Source organism: Micromonospora sp. DT68 (assembly GCF_049847245.1).
In the GTDB taxonomy this organism is placed as follows: domain Bacteria; phylum Actinomycetota; class Actinomycetes; order Mycobacteriales; family Micromonosporaceae; genus Micromonospora; species Micromonospora profundi.
On record NZ_JBNCNZ010000017.1, the window covers coordinates 14896 to 33905 of the forward strand.

Annotated in this window: 20 protein-coding genes; 10 read left to right on the forward strand and 10 right to left on the reverse strand. The window is 71.5% G+C overall.

What is annotated here, in order from left to right; translation table 11 throughout:
• Positions 1-80: 80 nt before the first annotated feature.
• Together ACPXB1_RS24985 and ACPXB1_RS24990 are read right to left on the reverse strand one after the other, a co-directional pair.
• Positions 81-974 carry a hypothetical protein gene (locus tag ACPXB1_RS24985; RefSeq protein ID WP_355595736.1) on the reverse strand — a complete coding sequence of 298 codons (894 nt, stop codon included), beginning with the start codon at positions 972-974 and terminating at the stop codon, positions 81-83.
• Between the two features lie 180 nt (positions 975-1154).
• The gene (locus ACPXB1_RS24990; protein ID WP_053653390.1) at positions 1155-1799 is read right to left on the reverse strand and encodes a hypothetical protein; all 645 of its coding nucleotides are present in this window, start codon (positions 1797-1799) and stop codon (positions 1155-1157) included.
• Positions 1800-2134: 335 nt separating this feature from the next.
• On the opposite strand from ACPXB1_RS24990, the gene ACPXB1_RS24995 reads away from it, so the two are divergent.
• On the forward strand, positions 2135-2833 hold the full coding sequence (locus ACPXB1_RS24995) for a class I SAM-dependent methyltransferase (protein WP_425735860.1): 699 nt from the start codon (positions 2135-2137) through the stop codon (positions 2831-2833).
• Between the two features lie 244 nt (positions 2834-3077).
• Here ACPXB1_RS24995 and ACPXB1_RS25000 read toward each other — a convergent pair whose 3' ends face one another.
• Entirely contained in the window at positions 3078-4325 is a 1248-nt protein-coding gene (locus tag ACPXB1_RS25000; protein WP_425735861.1) for an MFS transporter, read from the reverse strand.
• A gap of 53 nt (positions 4326-4378) precedes the next feature.
• Here ACPXB1_RS25000 and ACPXB1_RS25005 point away from each other — a divergent pair, with 53 nt between their 5' ends.
• Positions 4379-5440 (forward strand): LacI family DNA-binding transcriptional regulator, encoded by a 1062-nt coding sequence (locus ACPXB1_RS25005; RefSeq protein WP_425735862.1) that lies wholly within the window; start codon positions 4379-4381, stop codon positions 5438-5440.
• A gap of 29 nt (positions 5441-5469) precedes the next feature.
• On the opposite strand, the gene ACPXB1_RS25010 is transcribed toward ACPXB1_RS25005, so the two are convergent.
• Complete coding sequence (locus ACPXB1_RS25010) at positions 5470-6042, reverse strand: TetR/AcrR family transcriptional regulator (protein ID WP_355595728.1); 573 nt, start codon at positions 6040-6042, stop codon at positions 5470-5472.
• 110 nt (positions 6043-6152) lie between these two features.
• Here ACPXB1_RS25010 and ACPXB1_RS25015 point away from each other — a divergent pair, with 110 nt between their 5' ends.
• Complete coding sequence (locus ACPXB1_RS25015) at positions 6153-6872, forward strand: MBL fold metallo-hydrolase (protein ID WP_425735863.1); 720 nt, start codon at positions 6153-6155, stop codon at positions 6870-6872.
• Between the two features lie 9 nt (positions 6873-6881).
• Here the strand turns inward: ACPXB1_RS25015 and ACPXB1_RS25020 are convergent, their stop codons facing one another.
• Together ACPXB1_RS25020 and trmB are read right to left on the reverse strand one after the other, a co-directional pair.
• The gene (locus tag ACPXB1_RS25020) at positions 6882-9395 is read right to left on the reverse strand and encodes a DEAD/DEAH box helicase (RefSeq protein WP_355595724.1); all 2514 of its coding nucleotides are present in this window, start codon (positions 9393-9395) and stop codon (positions 6882-6884) included.
• 52 nt (positions 9396-9447) lie between these two features.
• Positions 9448-10146, reverse strand: a complete 699-nt coding sequence (gene trmB / locus ACPXB1_RS25025) for a tRNA (guanosine(46)-N7)-methyltransferase TrmB (protein WP_425735864.1) — start codon at positions 10144-10146, stop codon at positions 9448-9450.
• A gap of 130 nt (positions 10147-10276) precedes the next feature.
• Here trmB and ACPXB1_RS25030 point away from each other — a divergent pair, with 130 nt between their 5' ends.
• Entirely contained in the window at positions 10277-10858 is a 582-nt protein-coding gene (locus tag ACPXB1_RS25030) for a hypothetical protein (protein WP_355595771.1), read from the forward strand.
• Between the two features lie 169 nt (positions 10859-11027).
• Complete coding sequence (locus ACPXB1_RS25035; RefSeq protein ID WP_355595769.1) at positions 11028-11693, forward strand: class F sortase; 666 nt, start codon at positions 11028-11030, stop codon at positions 11691-11693.
• A gap of 70 nt (positions 11694-11763) precedes the next feature.
• Here the strand turns inward: ACPXB1_RS25035 and ACPXB1_RS25040 are convergent, their stop codons facing one another.
• The 3 genes from ACPXB1_RS25040 to ACPXB1_RS25050 are packed head-to-tail and all read right to left on the reverse strand — an operon-like array spanning position 11764 to position 13871.
• Positions 11764-12081, reverse strand: coding sequence for an antibiotic biosynthesis monooxygenase family protein (locus tag ACPXB1_RS25040; RefSeq protein ID WP_355595722.1), 318 nt, complete (start codon positions 12079-12081; stop codon positions 11764-11766).
• Between the two features lie 34 nt (positions 12082-12115).
• Positions 12116-12913 (reverse strand): exodeoxyribonuclease III, encoded by a 798-nt coding sequence (locus ACPXB1_RS25045; RefSeq protein ID WP_355595720.1) that lies wholly within the window; start codon positions 12911-12913, stop codon positions 12116-12118.
• A 37-nt stretch (positions 12914-12950) separates the two neighbouring features.
• On the reverse strand, positions 12951-13871 hold the full coding sequence (locus ACPXB1_RS25050; protein ID WP_355595718.1) for a proteasome assembly chaperone family protein: 921 nt from the start codon (positions 13869-13871) through the stop codon (positions 12951-12953).
• Positions 13872-14270: 399 nt separating this feature from the next.
• On the opposite strand from ACPXB1_RS25050, the gene ACPXB1_RS25055 reads away from it, so the two are divergent.
• The 3 genes from ACPXB1_RS25055 to ACPXB1_RS25065 all read left to right on the forward strand — a co-directional run bounded on the left by ACPXB1_RS25055 (position 14271) and on the right by ACPXB1_RS25065 (position 16179).
• Positions 14271-15125 carry a peptidase M23 gene (locus ACPXB1_RS25055; protein WP_425735865.1) on the forward strand — a complete coding sequence of 285 codons (855 nt, stop codon included), beginning with the start codon at positions 14271-14273 and terminating at the stop codon, positions 15123-15125.
• A 108-nt stretch (positions 15126-15233) separates the two neighbouring features.
• Entirely contained in the window at positions 15234-15380 is a 147-nt protein-coding gene (locus ACPXB1_RS25060; protein WP_355595714.1) for a hypothetical protein, read from the forward strand.
• Between the two features lie 43 nt (positions 15381-15423).
• The gene (locus ACPXB1_RS25065) at positions 15424-16179 is read left to right on the forward strand and encodes an EcsC family protein (RefSeq protein ID WP_355631571.1); all 756 of its coding nucleotides are present in this window, start codon (positions 15424-15426) and stop codon (positions 16177-16179) included.
• A gap of 71 nt (positions 16180-16250) precedes the next feature.
• On the opposite strand, the gene ACPXB1_RS25070 is transcribed toward ACPXB1_RS25065, so the two are convergent.
• Positions 16251-17102, reverse strand: coding sequence for a GDSL-type esterase/lipase family protein (locus ACPXB1_RS25070; RefSeq protein WP_355595710.1), 852 nt, complete (start codon positions 17100-17102; stop codon positions 16251-16253).
• Positions 17103-17295: 193 nt separating this feature from the next.
• Here ACPXB1_RS25070 and ACPXB1_RS25075 point away from each other — a divergent pair, with 193 nt between their 5' ends.
• Both ACPXB1_RS25075 and ACPXB1_RS25080 read left to right on the forward strand, forming a co-directional pair.
• Positions 17296-17559 (forward strand): DUF6343 family protein, encoded by a 264-nt coding sequence (locus tag ACPXB1_RS25075; protein WP_053653412.1) that lies wholly within the window; start codon positions 17296-17298, stop codon positions 17557-17559.
• 12 nt (positions 17560-17571) lie between these two features.
• Positions 17572-18987: an NADP-dependent succinic semialdehyde dehydrogenase gene (locus ACPXB1_RS25080; RefSeq protein ID WP_355631568.1), complete on the forward strand. Its 1416-nt coding sequence runs from the start codon at positions 17572-17574 to the stop codon at positions 18985-18987.
• Positions 18988-19010 lie beyond the last annotated feature (23 nt).

Sequence of the window (19010 nt, forward strand, 5' to 3'; positions counted from 1 at the left end):
ACTTCGGGGAAAGTGCTGCCTCACGAGTTGGTGAGACAGCAGGATCCGAGAAGTTGCGCGGATCTTGGCGTGTCCATGGGTCAGCGACTGCGGGTGCGCAGGGCGGCGCGGAGTTCGGCAAGGAAGCCGTCGAAGTCCTCCCGGAACCGCTTGGCGGTGATGTGCAGGACGAGCCAGTCCTCACCCAGCAGACGGTTGAGGCGGCGCCGGTCGCGGTGGAACTGTTCCGGATCGTGGTGCCACAGGCCGTCGTACTCGACGGCGACCTTCAGGTGCGGCCAGGCCAGGTCAAGGCGGGCCACGAACCGGCCGTCGCGCTCGACCACGAACTGGGTGACAGGCGCTGGAAGCCCGGCGAGCACGATCCGCACCCGGAGTCGGGATTCCTGGGCCGACTCCGCGCCGGCGTCGGCCAACTCGGTCACCCGCAGCATCCGTTTCCAGCCTCGACTGCCGACTCGCGCCCTGGCGTCCGTACGCAACCGGGGGAGCGTCACCAGGCGTAGGCCGGCGATGCGATCGACGACGGCCACCGCCTCTTCGGTGGGGAGCCACTGGGCCAGGTCCCAGCAGGTGCGTGTCGGCGTGGTCAGCGCGACGCCGGAATGGACCCCGACATCGCTGGCGCTGATCGCACCGGTGTGCACGGTCAGCCCCGAGACCGGCCCGAACCGCTGCCCAATGGGCACGAGCACGTCGAGAGGCTCATGGTCGGCAACCGACGTCGCGCCGTAGAGCGCCGCTGCGCTGCGGCCTGCGATCAGCACGCCCGGTGGCAGCACCCACCGGGCCGCCGCCGCACAACGGATGTGGTGCGTGAGGGGCATCTGTGCGTCCGCGTAGACATCCCGGAACAGGGGACGCCAGGCAGCACTCCGCAACTCCGTGCGGGTCAGCAGACCTTGGGCGACGATCCGGGAGCCGCGAAAGACGCGGCCCTGCAAGGCTGCCGGCCGTCGTGGGGGAACAGGCATGATGACACCTTGACCGGCGGACATGCCCCTGGTCAGTCCCTGTGGATAACCTCCATCGGCAACGGCCAGACCAAGATCCGCGCAACTTCGCCGGACTTGCTGCCTCCCGACGACGGGAGGCAGCAGGATCCCTGAAGTTGCGCGGATCTTGGCGATTGCGGGTCGCGCGGGTCGGTGGTGTCAGGCGGCGGTGGACCAGATGGCGCGGAAGGCGGCGGCTTCGCCGGCCAGCCAGCGTTCGATCTGTTCGGGCTTGGCGTCGGTGGGCATGCGGTGGGCTTGGCCGCGCCGGACGTCGACAAGGACGGGCTCGGCGTGCGGGAGAACGGCGTCCATGTGTCGGGCCATCAGGTGCAGGGTCGCGAGCACTGATTCCTCGCTCGGTGGTGCCTCGTCGAAGTGCAGGCGGACCGCTTCGGCGCGGCCGTCGTTGTGGCGTACGCCGAAATGGGGGTTGATCTTGACGGGAAGGTCGCCCAGCATGGCCAGGGCGTCGCGCGTCTGCGCGAGGTCGATGGCGGCTGGGTCGCCGAGGGAGTGCAGCCAGGCAGTGGCACCGGGCACCAGGGCCTGGTAGAGCGGGCGCCAGCGTGGCTTGACCACGTCGACAACCCCGGTCAGGTGCGTGCCGCCGGTGTGGAAGGCGATGTCGGCCTTGAGCGCCTTGACGAACTGGCCGTGCGGGTTGAAGCCGGAGCGGCTGGCGCGCTGCTTGCGCAGGCCACCCACGAAGGTCGCCTTGGTGGGGCCGGTGCGGTCGACGTAGCGGGTGAAGCCGAGCAGAGTGGCGTAGGGCGTGAGGGGTGTGGAGGCGGGCGCGGTCACGGGCGTCCTCCCAGGTCAGGAGCCTTGATTAGTACATACATTCTAATCGACACCCCTGACATTGCCCACAGGGATCTGACGCTTCGAGTGTCCGGTCCACTTGAAGCTGGCACCGTCCACGGTTGTTGGCACCAGTGGTGGCACCGTCCGGATTGTGTTGGCACTGGTCTCCGGTCTCCGACATCTGGCGTCTGTCTCGTTGTAGCTGGTGACGGCCAGGGCGGTGTCAAAACCTCGAAGGTGGGTGCTCAGTTCACCGAAGTTGGCTTGGAGACTGGTAGCGTGCGCGGCTTCCGAGACCTACGCGTCCGCACCACATGAGGAGGAGCCGAACGATGACGGATGCCGGAACGCGGTTGGAAGGCGGCGGCACTTCTGGGTCACGGAGCAGGCGAGCGGACGGCTGGTTGGCAGACATCCGGATCTCCTACGACACGGTCGCCGACAGCTACTCCGACTACACACGGGTGGCCTTGGCCGGGGAGCCCTATCTGCTCGCGGCGTTGGCGTTGTTCGCCGACCTGGTCCATGCCGCCGGCGGTGGCCCGGTGGCGGACGTGGGCTGCGGACCAGGCCATGTCACTGCCCACCTGCATAAGCTGGGCGTCGATGCCTTCGGCGTCGATTTGGCACCCGCGATGATCGACATCGCTCGGCGGGAGCACCCCGACCTGCGGTTCGAGGTGGGTTCGATGACGGACCTACAACTCGCTGACGCCTCGATCACTGCTCTGCTCGCCTTCTGGTCGTTGATCCACATCCCCGACGACGAGATCCCGGCGGTTCTTGGCCACTTTCGGCGGGTGCTGCGTCCCGATGGACCTCTGTTGCTCGGCTTTCACGTCGGAGATGGGTCACAGCTGAAGACGGAAGGCTACGGCGGTCATCCGATGAAGGTCTACGTGCACCGCCGTCAGCCGGACCGGATGGCGACCTGGCTGCGCGATGCCGGATTCACGGTAAAGGCCCAGATGCTGCTCGGCCTCGACGAGAGCCTTCCAGGAGCGATCCTCTTTGCACACCGCCGGCCCTAGCATCCCGGCCAAGTCCACTGACCCAGGCATCGGTGGTGATCAAGCTCGACGAGGACGACGTCGCCGCGCTCGGCCACCCCGCTCAAGAAGGTGCCAACTAAACCTGGACGGAAACGCTTCCGCCGTCCGCACCTAGTTGGCACCGCTACTGCTCAAGCGCGACGATTAGTGCCACCTTCACGTGGACCGGACATCGAGGTTGTCCGTTCACGTACGTCGCATCCGGGTCCGGGCCGCGTCTGCATTAGCTCGGGTACGCCCGGCTCGGATCGGCGTAGGTGTTACCTCGGACCGCCCGGGGCAGCGCGCCCAGCACCAGTGCGGCACCGACCGCCATGATCGCGAAGACCATCCCCATGCCGAACGCGTCGGTAAGCGGCCCCACCACGATCGGTGCCGAGATCGCGCCGACGCGGGACAGCGCCGACACCATTGACGCCGTGCGGGCCGGGGCGATGCCGTGCCGCACGCTCAGGTGGTCCGCCGCGCCGAACAGCAGGGGGAACGCCGGGCCGGCTCCGAAGCCGGCGACTGCCACAGCGGCCAGCGCCCACCACGCCGGCGCGTCCGCCAGCGTGCACAGCAGACCGGTGCCGACCGCCGCCATCATGGTGGCGCCGCTGATCGTGGCGACGGTCGCCTGACCGATGCGCGCCACCGCCGCGTCCAGGAGCAGGCGGGAGGCGAGCAGGCCGGCGCCGAAGAGCACCGGGGCCGCCGCCGCCACCTGCGGTGTCGCGTCGAAGCCGCGGCTGAGCAGGAGACCGGTCCACTCCTGCCCGGGGCTCTCGACGTAGCTCGCGGCCACCGCCGCCAGCCCCAACACCGGCAGTACGTACCGCAGTCGACCTCTCGACCGTGGCGGCTGCGCCGGTTTGCTGGTCGATGCCGGTGCCGGTGGGCCGCCGGCCACCACGCCTCTGCGGCTGAGGGCGATCGCCACCTGGACGACAAGTGCGACCGCGGCGGCGATGCCGACGTGCAGGGCCACCGGCACCCGGAGCCCGGCGGCGATGGTGCCCAGCACGCCCGCCGCAGCCAGGGAGAGCGACCAGGTGGCGTGCATCCGTCCCATCAGCGTCGTGGCGCGGTGCTGCTGCACCCGGACCGCGAAGGCGTTCATCGCCACGTCGTGCGCGCCGTCGAGCACGCCCAGCAGGAGCAGTGCCCCGCCGAGCAGGGTCAGTTGCGGTGCCCACGCCACGCCCACGGCAAGCAGCGCATAGCCCGCGCCGGCGAGCAGGGTGGCCGATCGTTCACCGACCGCGCGGGCGAGCAGGGGAGCGACAAGCGACCCGAGCAGCCCACCGATCGCCGCCGCGAAGAGCACCACGCCGAACTGGGTCTCGCTTGCGGACACCCGGTCGGCGATCTCGGGATAGCGGGTGAGCAGGCTGCCGTAGAGTGCGCCGTTGACCGCGAACGCGGACGCGGGGACGAGCCAGTCGCTGCTCGTCCGGCCGCGCACGCCGTCCGCCACATCGACGCCCATGGGGCTAACTTATACGTATCAGAGAGTCGGCTCAACGCAGTGGAGTCTCCGAGATGAGCAACGTTCCACCCCCGCGGATGCGAGACGTCGCGAAGGCGGTAGGCGTCAGTCAGGCCACTGTGAGCAATGCGTTCAACAGGCCCGACCAGCTCAGTCGCGAGCTGCGCGACCGGATCCTCGACGCCGCACAGGCCCTCGGCTACCCGGGGCCCGACCCGCTGTCGAACACGTTTCGCCGTGGCCGGACCGGCGCCGTCGGGCTGATCATCCACGAGCCCCTGCAGTACCTCTTCGAGGACCCGGCGGCCCGACTGACAACGGCTGGTGTGGCCCGCATATGCGGCGAGCACGGCTCCTCGCTGGTGCTCGTCCCCCGCGCCGAACCGGGCCTCCCGGACATCGTTCCCAACGCTCTGGTGGACGGCTTCGTCGCCTTCTGCGACCCGCTGGAGCCCGAGCGGCGCGAGCTGCTGCGCGCCCGCCGCCTGCCGGTCGTCGGGCTCGACGCCCCGGTGGCGCCGGGGGAGCCGTACGTCGGCATCGACGACCGGGCCGCCGCCCGATCCGCGGCGGCCCACCTGGTCGACCTGGGCCACCGCCGCATCGGCGTGATCAGCTTCGCCCTGGCCCGGCGCTCGGAGACGACCGTGGTGTCCGCCGGTCTCGACGCCCCCACCGGGTACGTCGCCAACCGTGCCCGCCTCGACGGCTACCGGGACACCCTCGCGCCCGTACTCGCCGACGGTGGCCGGGTCGTCGTCGTGGCGGCCCGTGGGGTCGAGGAGGCCGACGGCGCCGCCGCGGCGGCACCTCTGCTGGATCTCGCCGAGCCGCCCACGGCGATCCTGGCGATGAGCGACAGGCTGGCGCTCGGCGTCGTCGCCGAGGCGACCCGCCGTGGCATCGGGGTTCCCGACCGGCTCTCCGTCGTCGGGTTCGACGACGTACCGGAGGCGGCAGCCGCCACGCCGGCCCTGACCACAGTGCGGCAGCCGCACGCCCGTAAGGGTGCCGAGGCCGTCCGCATGCTGCTGCGGCCGGCCCTCACCCGTACGACGCTGATCCTGCCCACCGAGGTCGTCGTGCGCGCTTCGACGGCGCCGCCCCGCGGGTGAGGTCGGCCGACGGTCGGAGGGCCGCTGTGTCATGTCGGTCGGGGCAGGTTGGCCAGGGCTGCGATCAGGCGGTCGATGCCGAACTCGAACGCCTCGTCGAGATCGCCGCCGAGGTTGAAGGCGCCGGCGAGTTCCATGCTGACGAAGCCGTTGGCCCAGGCGGTGAGCATGCGGGCGCCCGCCAGCGCGTGCTCGGGTCCGGCGAGGTCGGCGGCGACGCGGAGCGCTGGTGCGCTGGCCAGGGTCAGGCTTTCGAGGCTGGGGCGGGTCTCGGCGGGGCCGTTGCTGAACATCAGGTCGTAGCCGGCCGGTTGGGCGTGGGCGAACGCGCGGAAGGCGCGGGCCAGTTCGGCGAGGTCCCGGCCCGGATCGCCGCTGCCGGCGACGGCGCTGAGCCGTTCACCGAAGTCGCGGACGATCGCCTCGGCGACGAGCCGGATCAGGTCGTCACGGTTGCGGACCCGCTTGTACAGCGAGGGGGCGCGTACGCCGACCCGTTCGGCGACCGCCTGCATGGTCAGGCGGGGCAGTCCTTCGGCCTCCAGGATCTCGCGGGCAGCCGTGACGATGTCGGCGAGGGACGTCCGGTCGGGGGTGGGCATGGGTGGTCCTTCCGGGTTGGCGACGACCGTCACCATGATAGCTATGGCGCTTAGGCATGATGGCTATGTATCGTAGCCATCAGAGCGGGACGCCACACCTGGAGGAAGCCATGAAGCTCGGACCACACCTGCACCGCATCGGCAACGACATCGTCGCCGCCTACCTGATCGACACCGAGGAGGGCGTGACCGTCGTGGACGCCGGCCTCGCCGGCCACTGGTCCGACCTGGTCGCGGAGCTGTCCGCCATGGGCCGCTCGCTCGCCGACGTCAAGGGTCTGATCCTCACCCACGGCGACACCGACCACATCGGTTTCGCCGAACGGCTCCGGCGCGACCACGGCGTACCGGTCTACGTGCACGAAGCGGACGCCGCCCGCGCCCGCGGCGAGGTCAAGTCCAAGGCGCCCTTCGGGACCCTCAAGATCGGAGCGACGGCAGGCTTCATCTGGTACGCGGGCCGCAAGGGCGGGCTGCGCACGACCTACCTCACCGAGGTGGTCGCCGTGCAGGACGGGCAGGTGCTCGATTTGCCCGGCGCTCCCCGCATCATCGGCATGCCCGGTCACTCGCCGGGCAGCATCGCCGTGCACGTGCCGATCGCCGACGCCGTGTTCGTCGGCGACGCGCTCACCACCCGTCACGTGCTGACCGGCCAGCCGGGTCCGCAGCCGGCGCCGTTCACCGACGACCCGGCGCTGGCGCTCGCCTCGCTCGCCCGCATCGAGGACCTGCGGGCCACCTGGATCCTCCCCGGCCACGGCACCCCGTGGAATCAGGGCGCCGCCGAGGCCGTACGCCGGATCAAGGCCACCGCCGGTACCCGGTGACGGCGGACGTCAGAGCTGGCCGACGTCGGTGATCCGGACGACCGCCGCGCCGACCTCGTCGGACGCCACCAGGTCGACCTCGGCGCTGATACCCCAGTCGTGGTCGCCGTCGGGGTCGTCGAAGATCTGCCGGACCGTCCACTTCTCCCGGCCCTGCTCGATCATCAGCAGCGCCGGTCCCCGGGCGTCCGGCCCGGTACCGATCGAGTCGTACGCCTCGAAGTACGGCCCCAGCGCGTCGGCCCACGCGTCGTAGTCCCAGCCGTCGCCGGCGTCCAGTTCGGCGAGCAGATCCCAGCGGCGCAGCGCGGCCAGCTCGACGCGGCGGAACAGCGCGTTGCGCACCAGCACCCGGAAGGCCCGCGCGTTGCGGGTCACCGCAGGTGGCCGGTCGGTCAGGGAGGCGTGCGCCTGGGCCACCTCGGCCACGTCCGACGGGTTGCGCAGCCGCTCCCACTCGTCGATCAGGCTGGAGTCGACCTGGCGCACCAGTTCGCCGAGCCACTCGATGAGGTCGATCAGCTCCTCGGTCTTGGCGTCCTCGGGGACGGTCTGGCGCAGCGTCTTGTACGCGTCGGCCAGGTAGCGCAGGACGAGCCCCTCCGAGCGGGTCAGCCCGTAGAACTGGACGTACTCGGTGAAGGTCATGGCCCGCTCGTACATGTCGCGGACGACGGCCTTGGGGGAGAGTTCGTGGTCGGCGACCCAGGGGTGCCCCTGCCGGTACATCTCGTACGCGGCCCCGAGCAGTTCGGCGAGCGGCTTGGGGTAGGTCACCTCGTCGAGCAGTTCGAGGCGGGCCTCGTATTCGATGCCCTCGGCCTTCATGGCTGCCACCGCCTCGCCGCGCGCCTTGAACTGCTGCGCGGAGAGGATCTGCCGGGGGTCGTCGAGGATCGACTCGATGACGCTGAGCACGTCCAGGGCGTACGACGGGGACTCGGCGTCGAGCAACTCGATGGTGGCCAGGGCGAGGGGGGAGAGCGGCTGGTTGAGGGCGAAGTCGAGCTGGAGGTCGACGGTGAGCCGGATCCGCCGGCCCGTCTCGTCCGGCTCGGGCAGTTCCTCGACCACCCCACCGGCGCGCAGGGCCCGGTAGATGGCGATGGCCCGTCGGATGTGCCGGCGCTGGGCGGCGGGCTCCTCGTGGTTGTCGGTGAGCAGGTGCCGCATGGCGGTGAACGCGTCCCCGGGGCGGCCGATGACGTTGAGCAGCATCGAGTGGCTGACCTGGAAGCTGGACGTCAGCGGTTCCGGCTCGGCCTCGACCAGCCGGTCGAAGGTGGGCTGACCCCAGCCGATCGAGCCCTCCGGCGGCTTCTTGCGGACCACCTTGCGGCGCTTCTTCGGGTCGTCGCCGGCCTTCGCGAGGGCCTTCTCGTTGTCGATGACGTGCTCGGGCGCCTGCACCACGACGCGGCCGATGGTGTCGTAGCCGGCCCGACCGGCCCGCCCGGCGATCTGGTGGAACTCCCGGTTCTTGAGCAGCCGGGTGCGCACCCCGTCGTACTTGGACAGGCCGGTGAACAGCACGGTGCGGATCGGCACGTTGATGCCGACGCCGAGGGTGTCGGTGCCGCAGATGACCTTGAGTAGGCCGGCCTGGGCGAGGGTCTCCACGAGCCGGCGGTACTTGGGCAGCATGCCGGCGTGGTGTACGCCGATGCCGTGCCGGACCAGCCGGGACAGCGTCTTGCCGAAGCCCGAGGTGAACCGGAAACCACCGATCGCGCTCGCGATCATGTCCTTCTCGGCGCGGGTGCAGACGTTGACGCTCATCAGCGCCTGGGCGCGTTCCAGCGCGGCGGCCTGGGTGAAGTGCACGACGTACACCGGGGCCTGCTTGGTCTCCAGCAGTTCTTCGAGCGTCTCGTGCAGCGGCGTCATCGCGTACGAGAAGATCAGCGGGACCGGCCGCTCGGCCGAGCGGACGACGGCGGTCGGCCGCCCGGTACGCCGGGTCAGGTCGTCGACGAACCGGGTGGTGTCCCCCAGGGTGGCCGACATCAGGACGAACTGCGCCTGCGGCAGCTCGATGATCGGCACCTGCCACGCCCAGCCCCGGTCGGGCTCGGCGTAGAAGTGGAACTCGTCCATGATCACCTGGCCGACGTCGGCCCGGTCGCCCTCGCGCAGCGCCAGATTGGCAAGGATCTCCGCGGTGCAGCAGATGATCGGGGCGTCGGCGTTGACGCTGGCGTCGCCGGTGAGCATGCCGACGTTCTCGGCGCCGAAGACCTCGCACAGCGCGAAGAACTTCTCCGACACCAGCGCCTTGATGGGCGCTGTGTAGAAGGTCGTCCGGCTGTCGGCGAGGGCGGCGAAGTGCGCGGCGATCGCCACCAGGCTCTTACCCGAGCCGGTGGGCGTGTTCATGATCAGGTTGGCGCCGGAGACGATCTCGATGACCGCCTCCTCCTGATGGGGATAGAGGTCGAGGCCGCGCTCCTTCGCCCAACCGGCGAACGCGTCGAAGAGGGTGTCGGGGTCGGCGCTAGGCGGCAGCGCGGCGGTGAGCGTCATATCCCGTCCATGGTGCCTGGATCATGGCCTCCGGCGCCAACCGGCCTCCGTTTCACCGACGCCGGTAGATCAGGTCGGCGACCGGCCGTCCGGCGGTGATCGCCCGCCGCTCGAACTTCGTCACCGGCCGGTGGGCCGGGCGAGGCGCGAAACCGCCGTACGCGTCCACCAGCTCCGGGTCGGCGTCCAGGGTCTCCCGCATCGCCTCGGCGTACTCGGCCCAGTCGGTCGCGCAGTGCAGCGTGCCGCCGGCCGCCAGACGCGAGCGCAGCAGTGCCACGTGCGCCGGCTGGATGATCCGCCGCTTGTGGTGGCGCGCCTTGGGCCACGGGTCCGGGAAATAGACGTGCACGGCCGCCAGCGCACCCTCGGGCAGGCCCCTGACCAGGTCCAACGCATCGCCCCGCGCGACCCGCACATTGCCCAGGTCACCGCGTTCCACAAGGTCGAGCAGGTTCGCGATTCCCGGCGTGTGCACCTCGACCGCCAGATAATCTCGACCCGGGTCAGCGGCGGCCATCGCGGCGGTGCTGTCCCCCATGCCCGAGCCGATCTCCAGCACCACCGGTGCCCGACGGCCGAACAGTTTCGCGAGGTCGACGGGCGCGTCCGACACGTCCAGGCCGTAACGGGACCAGAGCCGGTCGAGCGCGTCGGTCTGCCGGCCGCTCATCCGGCCACGACGGGGGTGGAAGGTGCGGATGTGGCCCACTGGCGCAACGGCGGCGGGATCATTGTCGGTGGCGGTCACAACCACCCGAGGGTACGCGACGCCGTCGGCGGATCGGATGTGATGTGCGACCGGGAATGAGAGGATCCATCTGGTACGGCAGGCCGGGCGGTCCGCTGCCCGGCGCGGTCCTACCGCGTCGAGAGGGGGCATCGTGACAGTGACCCGTGGCGGCGTGACCCTGGCCGTGGTGACAGTGCTCGCCGGCCCCCTGCTGGCCGCCGCCCCCGCGTACGCCGCTCCCGGGCCGGACGCGTCCCAGCCGGCTGGCCTGCCGGTGTCCGCGCCCCAGCCGCCGCCTCCGGTCGACGTGTTCGTCGAGGTGACCCCCAGCACCGTGCAGCCCGGCTACCTCGTCGGCATCCGGGCCAGTTGCCGGGACAACTCGGTGGGCGCCACTGTCGTCTCCGACGCCTTCGGCGCGATCGGCGTCCAACCGCAGCGTGGCGTCCTCACCGCCGCACCGATGGTGCGCGAGCGCACCCGCCCCGGCAACTACCGGGTCAAGCTTGAGTGCCGCGACGGCGAGACCGCCTCGACGATGCTCCAGGTGGTCAAGAAGGTGCCGGAACACCCGAGCCGAGGGCCGGCCACCGGCTTCGGCGGTGGCTCCGGCGGCATGACCGGCAAACTGCTGCTGCCCGGCGGCGCGGCGCTCACCATCACCGGACTGATCGTCGCGGTGCTGGCCCTGCGTCGACCGCGTACCGTCCGTGGCGCTGTCCGCCGCTGAGCCCGCCATGGAGATCTTCCGCCCCACACCGCCGCCCGCCGGCTCCCGACCGCCCGCCGGTTCGGGCCCGTCTGCCGAGCGGCCGTCCGCTGGTACGCGGTCCGCTGCCGAGCGGTCGTCCGTCGAGCGGGCCTCCGCCGATCCGTCGGCTTCCCCGGGTCGGCCGTCCGTGGCCGCGCGCCCGGCCACGGCCGTCGCGCCCCGGCGCAGCCGTCCGTCCGGGCGCAGCCCCTGGTCGGTGCCCCTGGCCGTGGTGCTGGTGCTGGCCGGCGTGTTCGCCACCGGGGCAGGGTTGGGCCGGTCGGTCGGCCCCCTCGACTGGGCTCCGGCCGGCGGTGACCGTCCCGCCCGCAGTGAGACGGTCGGGTTGTCGGCCAGCCGCCCGGTGCGCCTCACGGTGCCGGCGATCAAGGTGGCCGCGCCGGTGGCGCCCGTCGGGCAGGCCCGCGACGGCTCGATCGCCGTACCGCCGTTGGAACGGCACAACGAGACCGGCTGGTACGACCGCGGCCCGACCCCGGGCGAGCCCGGCCCCGCCGTGATCGTCGGGCACGTGGACACCAAGAGCGGCCCGTCGGTCTTCTACGACCTGGGCAAACTCAAGCCCGGGGACCTGATCGAGGTCGCCCGCGCGGACCGGTCGGTGGTGGTCTTCAAAGTCGACACCGTCGAGCACTTCCCGAAGGACAGGCTGCCCGCCGAACGCATCTACGGCCACGACGGCCCCGCCGGGCTGCGACTGATCACCTGTGGCGGCCAGTTCATCGGCGGCCGGACCGGCTACGCCGACAACGTGATCGCGTTCGCCACCATGCAGTCGTCCCGCAAGCCCTGACGCGGGGTGCACGGAAACTGCGGCATCCCGTCACGCCGGACACCTCGATCTCCGTGCACCCGCGCGAAGGTCAGGGCTGCGGAACGTGCAGCGCCACCTCGAACTCCAGGAGGCTCGCGCCACTGGCGACCGGCGGCTTGGGCTTCTCGCCGGGTGTGGTGGCGTGGGCGGCGCGGGACGGCCCGGCGGCCCAGGCCTGGTACGCCTCTTCGCTCTCCCACTTCGTGTACACGAAATAGCGGGTCTCGCCGGCAACCGGCCGGAGCAGCTCGAACCCGAGGAATCCGGGGGAGTTCTCCACGGTTCCCGCGCGGGCGGCGAACCGCTTCTCCAGTTCGTCCCCGGCGCCCGGGGGGACCTCGATTGCGTTGATCTTCACGACTGCCATCTGCCCACCCTAGCCACCAGCGGGGGAGCGAGGCTCAGAACGTCTCGACCGCCGGAACGAGCTCGGCGTCGACCACGATCGGGGCGTGGTCGGAGGGGCCCTTGCCCTTGCGGGCCTCCCGGTCGACGTACGCCGAGCGGACCGCGCGGGCGAACGGCGCGGACGCGTACACCAGGTCGATCCGCATGCCCTTGTTCTGGTGGAACATCCCGGCCCGGTAGTCCCAGTAGGTGAACGGGTGTGGCCCCTTCATCGGGGTCGGCACCACGTCGCTGAGCCCCAGGTCACGAAGGGCCGCGAGAGCCGCCCGCTCAGGCGGGGTGACATGCGTGGAGTGGGTGAAGACCGCCGGGTCCCAGACGTCGGCGTCGGTCGGGGCGACGTTGAAGTCCCCGCAGACGGCAAGTGGCAGGCCGCTGGCGAGTTCCGCATCCAGGGCGTCGCGCAGCGCCGCGAACCAGGCCAGCTTGTACGCGTAGTGCGGGTCGTCCGGCGTCCGACCGTTCGGGACGTACACCGACCAGACCCGCACCCCGTCGCAGGTGGCGGAGACGGCCCGGGCCTCCGGCTCGGGGAAGCCCGGCTCGCCCGCGAACCCGACCCGGACGTCGGCCAGGCCGATCCGGGACAGGATCGCCACCCCGTTCCACCGGCCGTTGCTGTGGTTGGCCACCGTGTAGCCCAGCTCGCCGACCTCGGCCACCGGGAAGGCGTCGTCGGGGCACTTGGTCTCCTGAAGGCAGACGACGTCGGGGGCGGTGCCGGCCAGCCACTCCAGCAGCCGGGGCAGGCGGGCCTTCACCGAGTTCACGTTCCAGGTCGCCAGACGCATGCCCCCAGCCTGCCCCATCCACCCCCGCGTCGCCGGGTCAGCCGCCCGGGGTGTCGCCGGGGCGTGTCTGCTCGGCCAGGAACCGTTCCAGCTCCGCGCCGAGCTCGTCGGCGGTGGGCAGCGGGCCGGCGTCCGCGGCGAGCAGGTTCTTCTCGCCGCGCCCGCGGGCGAACGCGTCGTACTGCTCCTCCAGGGCCTGGACCAGGGCGGCGGCGTCCTCGGTCTGGGCGACCTGCCTGTCGATCTCGACCCGGACCACCTCGGCGGCGGACCGCAGCCCGTCGCCGGGGAGCAGCAGCCCGGTGCTGCGTGACACCGAGGTGAGCAGCACCTCGGCGGCGGCCGGGTACTCGGTCTGGGCCACGTAGTGCGGCACGTGCGCGGCGAAGCCGAGCGCGTCGCGGCCCTGCTCGCCGAGGCGGAACTCCAGCAGGTGACCGACGCTGCCGGGCACCTGGACCCGTTGCAGCCAGGGCTCGTAACCGGCGATCAGCTCCGGTCGGGTGGCGTGCGCGGTCACGCCGGTCGGCCGGGTGTGCGGCACCGCCATCGGGATCGAGTTGAGTCCGACGGTGAGCCGCACGTCCAGCCGGGCGGCGAGGCCGGCGACCGCGGCGGTGAACCGCTCCCACTGAAGATCCGGTTCGGGGCCGGTGAGCAGCAGGAAGGGCGTCTCGTCGTCGTCGTGCAGCAGGTGCAGCTCCAACGCGGGCGCGTCGAAGCTCTCCCAGTGGTCCTCGACGAAGGTCATCACCGGCCGGCGGGAGCGGTAGTCGAAGAGTTGGTCGACATCGAAGGTGGCAATCGGCCTGCTCTCCAGCGAGGTGAGCAGCTGCTCGCGGGCCAGCCGGCTGGCGTTGCCGGCGTCCACGAAGCCGGTGAGGGCCTGGATCAGGACCGGTTGCCCGAGGTCGGGCAGATCGTCGGTGAGCTGGTAGAGCTCGTGTGGGTCGAGCACCGGTGCGGACCTCCCTGAAATGTGCCTACGGAATGCCGACGCGACGGACGGCACCCGGTTCGGGCAACGTACCCGCCATCCTTGTGCATTCCTTCGCCGGGCGATCCGTTGCCTGCCGGTGGGCACGATCGGACCAACCATCCCAATACGCCTTTCGGACGATGGATGGGTCGGCTCAAGGGCCGAGTTAGTCGATCATGTGGCGCGGGCGGGACCGATGTCCGGGCCTGTCACCGCCCGTGCCGGCCTGCGTGCGACACCGGCTTCATCCGGTACGCGAGGTCCGTTCCCCGGGCGCGTCCGGCCGCCCCAGTCGTCCACCAGGGCACCCCGAATCTGTGGCGAGGACCACGTGATCACCCTGCGTGATCGGGGAGGTCTCCTGCCTAGCCTCGGCTGATGCGTGACGACGGCACCCTCGACGACCCGAACGCCCCGAGCAGCCCCACTGCCGAAATGGAGGATGGCACCTCAGCCGAACGGACAACCCCCGCGAGTCGGCTCCGCGCGTACGCCCGTGACCTGACCGGACGTCGCCGGGCGCAGGTGGCGCTCGCCGCCGGCGTGGTCTGCTGCCTCGGCCTGGCCGCCGCCGTGCAGACCCGCGAGGGGGACGCTGGCGTGGCGACCCGCGACGACGTGGCAAGCTCGGAGCTGGCGCAGCGCGCCGAGCAGCAGAGCGCCTCCCGTGGTCTCGGCCGTTCGGCAGCGCCGACGACCCCCGCCGCGACCCCATCGCCCTCCGCGACCACCGCCGACCCGGACACGACAGCGCGGGCCCGCAAGGTCGTCACGGCGAAGCCGACCGACCCGGCGCCGGTCGCCGGACTGGACGAGGACCAGATGGACAACGCCAAGGTGATCGTCCGGACCGGTCGCGACATGGGCATACCGCGGCGTGGCCTGGTGATCGCGGTGGCCACCGCCATGCAGGAGAGCAACCTCTACAACGTCGCCAGCGGGGTTCTGCCCGAGTCGCAGAACTATCCGCACCAGGGTGTCGGCTGGGACCACGACTCGGTGGGGCTGTTCCAGCAGCGCTCCAGCAGCGGGTGGGGCCCGATCGGCCGGTTGATGGACCCGGCGTACGCCACCCGCCAGTTCCTCGCCGCGTTGCAGCAGGTGCCCGGTTGGCAGCAGATGCGGCTGACCGACGCCGCCCAGGCGGTGCAGATCTCCGCCTATCCCGAGCACTACCAGCAGCACGAATGGCGGGCCAACCGGGTCGTCGACGCCATCGTTCCGGCCGGGTAGTAGCCTACCGACCACTGTGGACGGTGGGGTTGAGCCTGTCGCGTCCCGGGTACAACCGTTGCGGGTACGGAGTACACATGACTCAGGGACCACCGACAGGAGGACGTCATGTCACTGATGCAGCGGATCAGCACTTTCCTGCGCTCCCCCAAGGGCCAGCAGCTGGTGGACCGGGGTCGGCGCGAGCTGGCCAAGCCTGGCAACCAGCAGAAGCTCAAGGGGTTGGCGGCGCGGCTGTCCAACCGCCGTCGCTGACCGCAGCGATCGTCCTGCCCGCCGTGACCCCTGGGGAGACCCGGTGACCGACACCCCACCCGCCGGCGGTCAGCCCGCCGTGCCCACCCCCGAGCCGTCCGCCGACACGCCGGAGGCGCCGCCGGCCGCGCCGGAAGGTCCGCCGGCACGGCTGTGGGACCGGATGCGCGACGATCCGCAGTACGCCCCGGAGCACCTCGCCCTGGAGGCGGTGCGCCGGCTCGGGCCGGAGGCCGCGCAGTGGGCCGCCCGGGCCCGTGCCGAGCACCCCGGCGTCTCGGCCGACGCCCTCGCCGACCAGGCTGCCCGCAAGTTCGTCAACCTGGCTCGCCTCTCCGGGGCGGTCTCGGGGGTGGCCGGGCTGCCCGGCGCTGTTCTCGACGTGGGCGTGCTGGCCTGGACCCAGGCGCGGATGGTGCTGCACATCGCCGCCGCGTACGACGTCGACCCCCTGCACAACGACCGGGCCACCGACCTGCTCGTGCTGCAACGGGTGCACAAGGTCGCCGAGAGCGCCCGGCTGGCGCTCGGGGTGGCCGCCGGCCGGGAGCGCGCCGACGCGCTGTTCGGGCTCGGCGGCCAGCGCCCGCTCGGCCGGGTCATGCTGCAACTCGGCGTCCGGCTCGCCCAGATGGCCGGCGTCCGGGCCGCCAAGCGCATGGTCGCCAAGATCGTGCCGGGCGCGGCGATAGTCCTCGGCACCTGGGCCAACTCGTCTGCAACCAAGGACCTCGCGCAGCGTTCCCGCGCGCTGTACCGGCAGCGCGGCACCACCGTTCCGGAGCCACGCCGAGGGTGAGCCGCTGGCCGTTGGCCCGCCCGTCGCTGTTGCCGCCACCGGTGAGTCGCTGGCCGGGGCGGCCCGGTGGCTCAGCTGGCCAGGCCGGAGGCCCGCCAGGTCACCTCGGCGAGCCGGCCCTGCCCCGTGGCGTTCGGGTGGAACCAGTCCAGCGGGTTGAGCAGGTCCAGGGTGAACCGCACCTTGTGCACCGCGCCGCCGTCGTGCCGGCACCGCGAGCCGTACGCCCGGCAGGCCGCCACCAACTGCCCGTTGTACGCGTCGATCCGCTCTCGCACGGCCGCCCGGCGGGCGCGGTCGGCGGGCGCCGTCGACGTGGCGTCGGCCAGTAGGGCTGGGCAGATGCCCCGCCGCCAGGCGCGGGTCGCCCGCGGGTCGTCGTGCCCGACCTCCCAGAGTCGGTACAGGTCAGGAATGCTCACCACGAGCACCCGCGCCTTCGGTCGGCCGGTCCGCAGCACCCGCAGACCCCTGTCGACGTCGGCCCGGAACTGCGCCACCGGCGTCATCGCGTCCACCCCGCCCCGGCAGACGTCGTTCGCGCCGATCAGCACGGTGACGTAGTCGACGCGGTCGCGTACCGCCGCTTGGGCTTGGCCTTCGAGGGCGTCGGCGCGGGCGCCGGGCCGGGCATGGTTGTACGCCCGGCCGCGGATCGCGGAGTTCTGGTCGAGCAGCCTCCGGTAGTGGCTCTGCACCCGCAGCCCGTCGCCTGTCGACCAGGAGTTGCGCTCGCAGGAGGTGAGCACCAGGCAGGAGGCGAAACCGGTGCTTATCGAGTCGCCGAGCGCGGCGATGCCGCCCGGCCCGCCGGACTGCGGCGCGCTCTTTGTGGGACGGGGTGTCGCCGACGTGCCGCCTTCGCAGGCCAGCGCGACGAGAGCCGCGAGGCAGGCCAGGGCGGCGACCCAGCGTCGAGGCATGACAACCCCCGTCTCGCAGCACAGAGCGACAGCGCGGTAACTCTATGCGCAGGGCGTGGTGCGGAGGGAACACGCTGTCGGATATGCGGCGAAGTGGCGGCGGCAGGGCCGTCGGGATGCTATAGGGCTCCAGCCGTCCAGCGCGGCGCTCGGGGCCCGGTTAACGCCCCGGATCGAGGGTAGATCGTTGGGTATGACGAGATCGCAGCCCCGGCGTGCCCGTGGCACGGTCGGCCATGCTTACAGTGCGTTGAACCTTCGCCTCACCCTGGCCAGCTTCGGGCTGGTGATCATGGTGCTCTTCGCGGTGCTGGCGTTCTGGGCCGGGATCGCCTGGCTCGGCGTCGTCTGCGCGATCTTCGCGGTTGTCGCCGTGGTCGACCTGGTCGTGATCCAGCGCCGTCGCGCCGCCCGCCGCCGCGAGGAGCCGGGCGTACGACACTCGCTGTTCGAGTGACAGGAGGACGACATGCCCCATATCGCCACCACCAACCCCGCCACCGGACAGGTGCTCAAGACCTACGAGGCGATGTCCACCGAGCAGATCGACTCGGCCATCGAGCGCACCGACCTGGCGTACCAGCAGCTGCGGGGGACCACCGTCGACGAGCGTGCGCGCTGGATGAAGGCGGCCGCCGACCTGCTGGACGCCGAGCGGGACGAGATCGCCCGGATCATGACGACGGAAATGGGCAAGACGTACGTCGCGGCGCAGGCCGAGGTGACCAAGTGCGCCACGGCCGCCCGCTTCTACGCCGACAAGGCGCCCGGGTTCCTCGCCGACGAGCCTGCCGACTCCGACGCGGTCAAGGCCACCAGGGCGTTCATCCGCTACCAGCCGATCGGCGTGGTACTCGCGGTGATGCCGTGGAACTTCCCGCTCTGGCAGGTGATGCGCTTCGCCGCACCGGCGCTGATGGCCGGCAACACCGGCCTGCTCAAGCACGCCTCGAACGTGCCGCAGACCGCGCTGCTGCTGGAGGACGTGTTCCGCCGCGCCGGGTTCCCCGAGGGGGCGTTCACCACCCTGCTGGTCGGCTCGGAGGCCGTCGAGCGGATCCTCGCCGACCCCCGGGTACGCGCCGCCACCCTCACCGGCAGCGAGGCCGCCGGCCGTTCCATCGCCCAGATCGCCGGCCGGGAGCTGAAGAAGACAGTCCTGGAACTCGGCGGCAGCGACCCGTTCGTGGTGATGCCCTCGGCCGACGTCGATCGCGCCGCCGAGGTGGCCACCACCGCCCGCTGCCAGAACAACGGGCAGTCCTGCATCGCCGCGAAACGCTTCATCGTGCACACCGACGTCTTCGACGCGTTCGCCGAGAAGTTCGCCGCGAACATGGCCGCGCTGCGCGTCGGCGACCCCATGGAGCCGGACACCGACGTGGGCCCGCTGGCCAGCGAGCGCGGTCGAGACGAGGTGCACGCCCAGGTACGCGACGCGGCCGACAACGGCGCCACCATCCTCTGCGGCGGGGAGCTGCCGGCCGGCGACGGGTGGTTCTACCCGCCGACGGTGGTGACCGACCTCACCCCGCAGATGCGGATGTGGTCCGAGGAGGTCTTCGGCCCGGTCGCCGGCCTGTACCGGGTGTCGTCGTACGAGGAGGCCATCGAGGTCGCCAACGGCACCAGCTTCGGGCTCGGCTCGAACGCCTGGACCCGGGACAAGGCCGAGCAGGAACGCTTCGCCACCGACCTGGACGCCGGCAACGTCTTCATCAACGGCATGACCACGTCCTATCCGGAGTTGCCGTTCGGCGGCGTGAAGAACTCCGGCTACGGCCGCGAGCTGTCCGCTCTGGGCATGCGGGAGTTCTGCAACACCAAGACGGTCTGGGTGGGCGAGGGCGCGGCCTCCGCGGGTGCCGGCGCGCACGCCGAGTAGCTCGCCGCCTGCAAGGAAGGGCC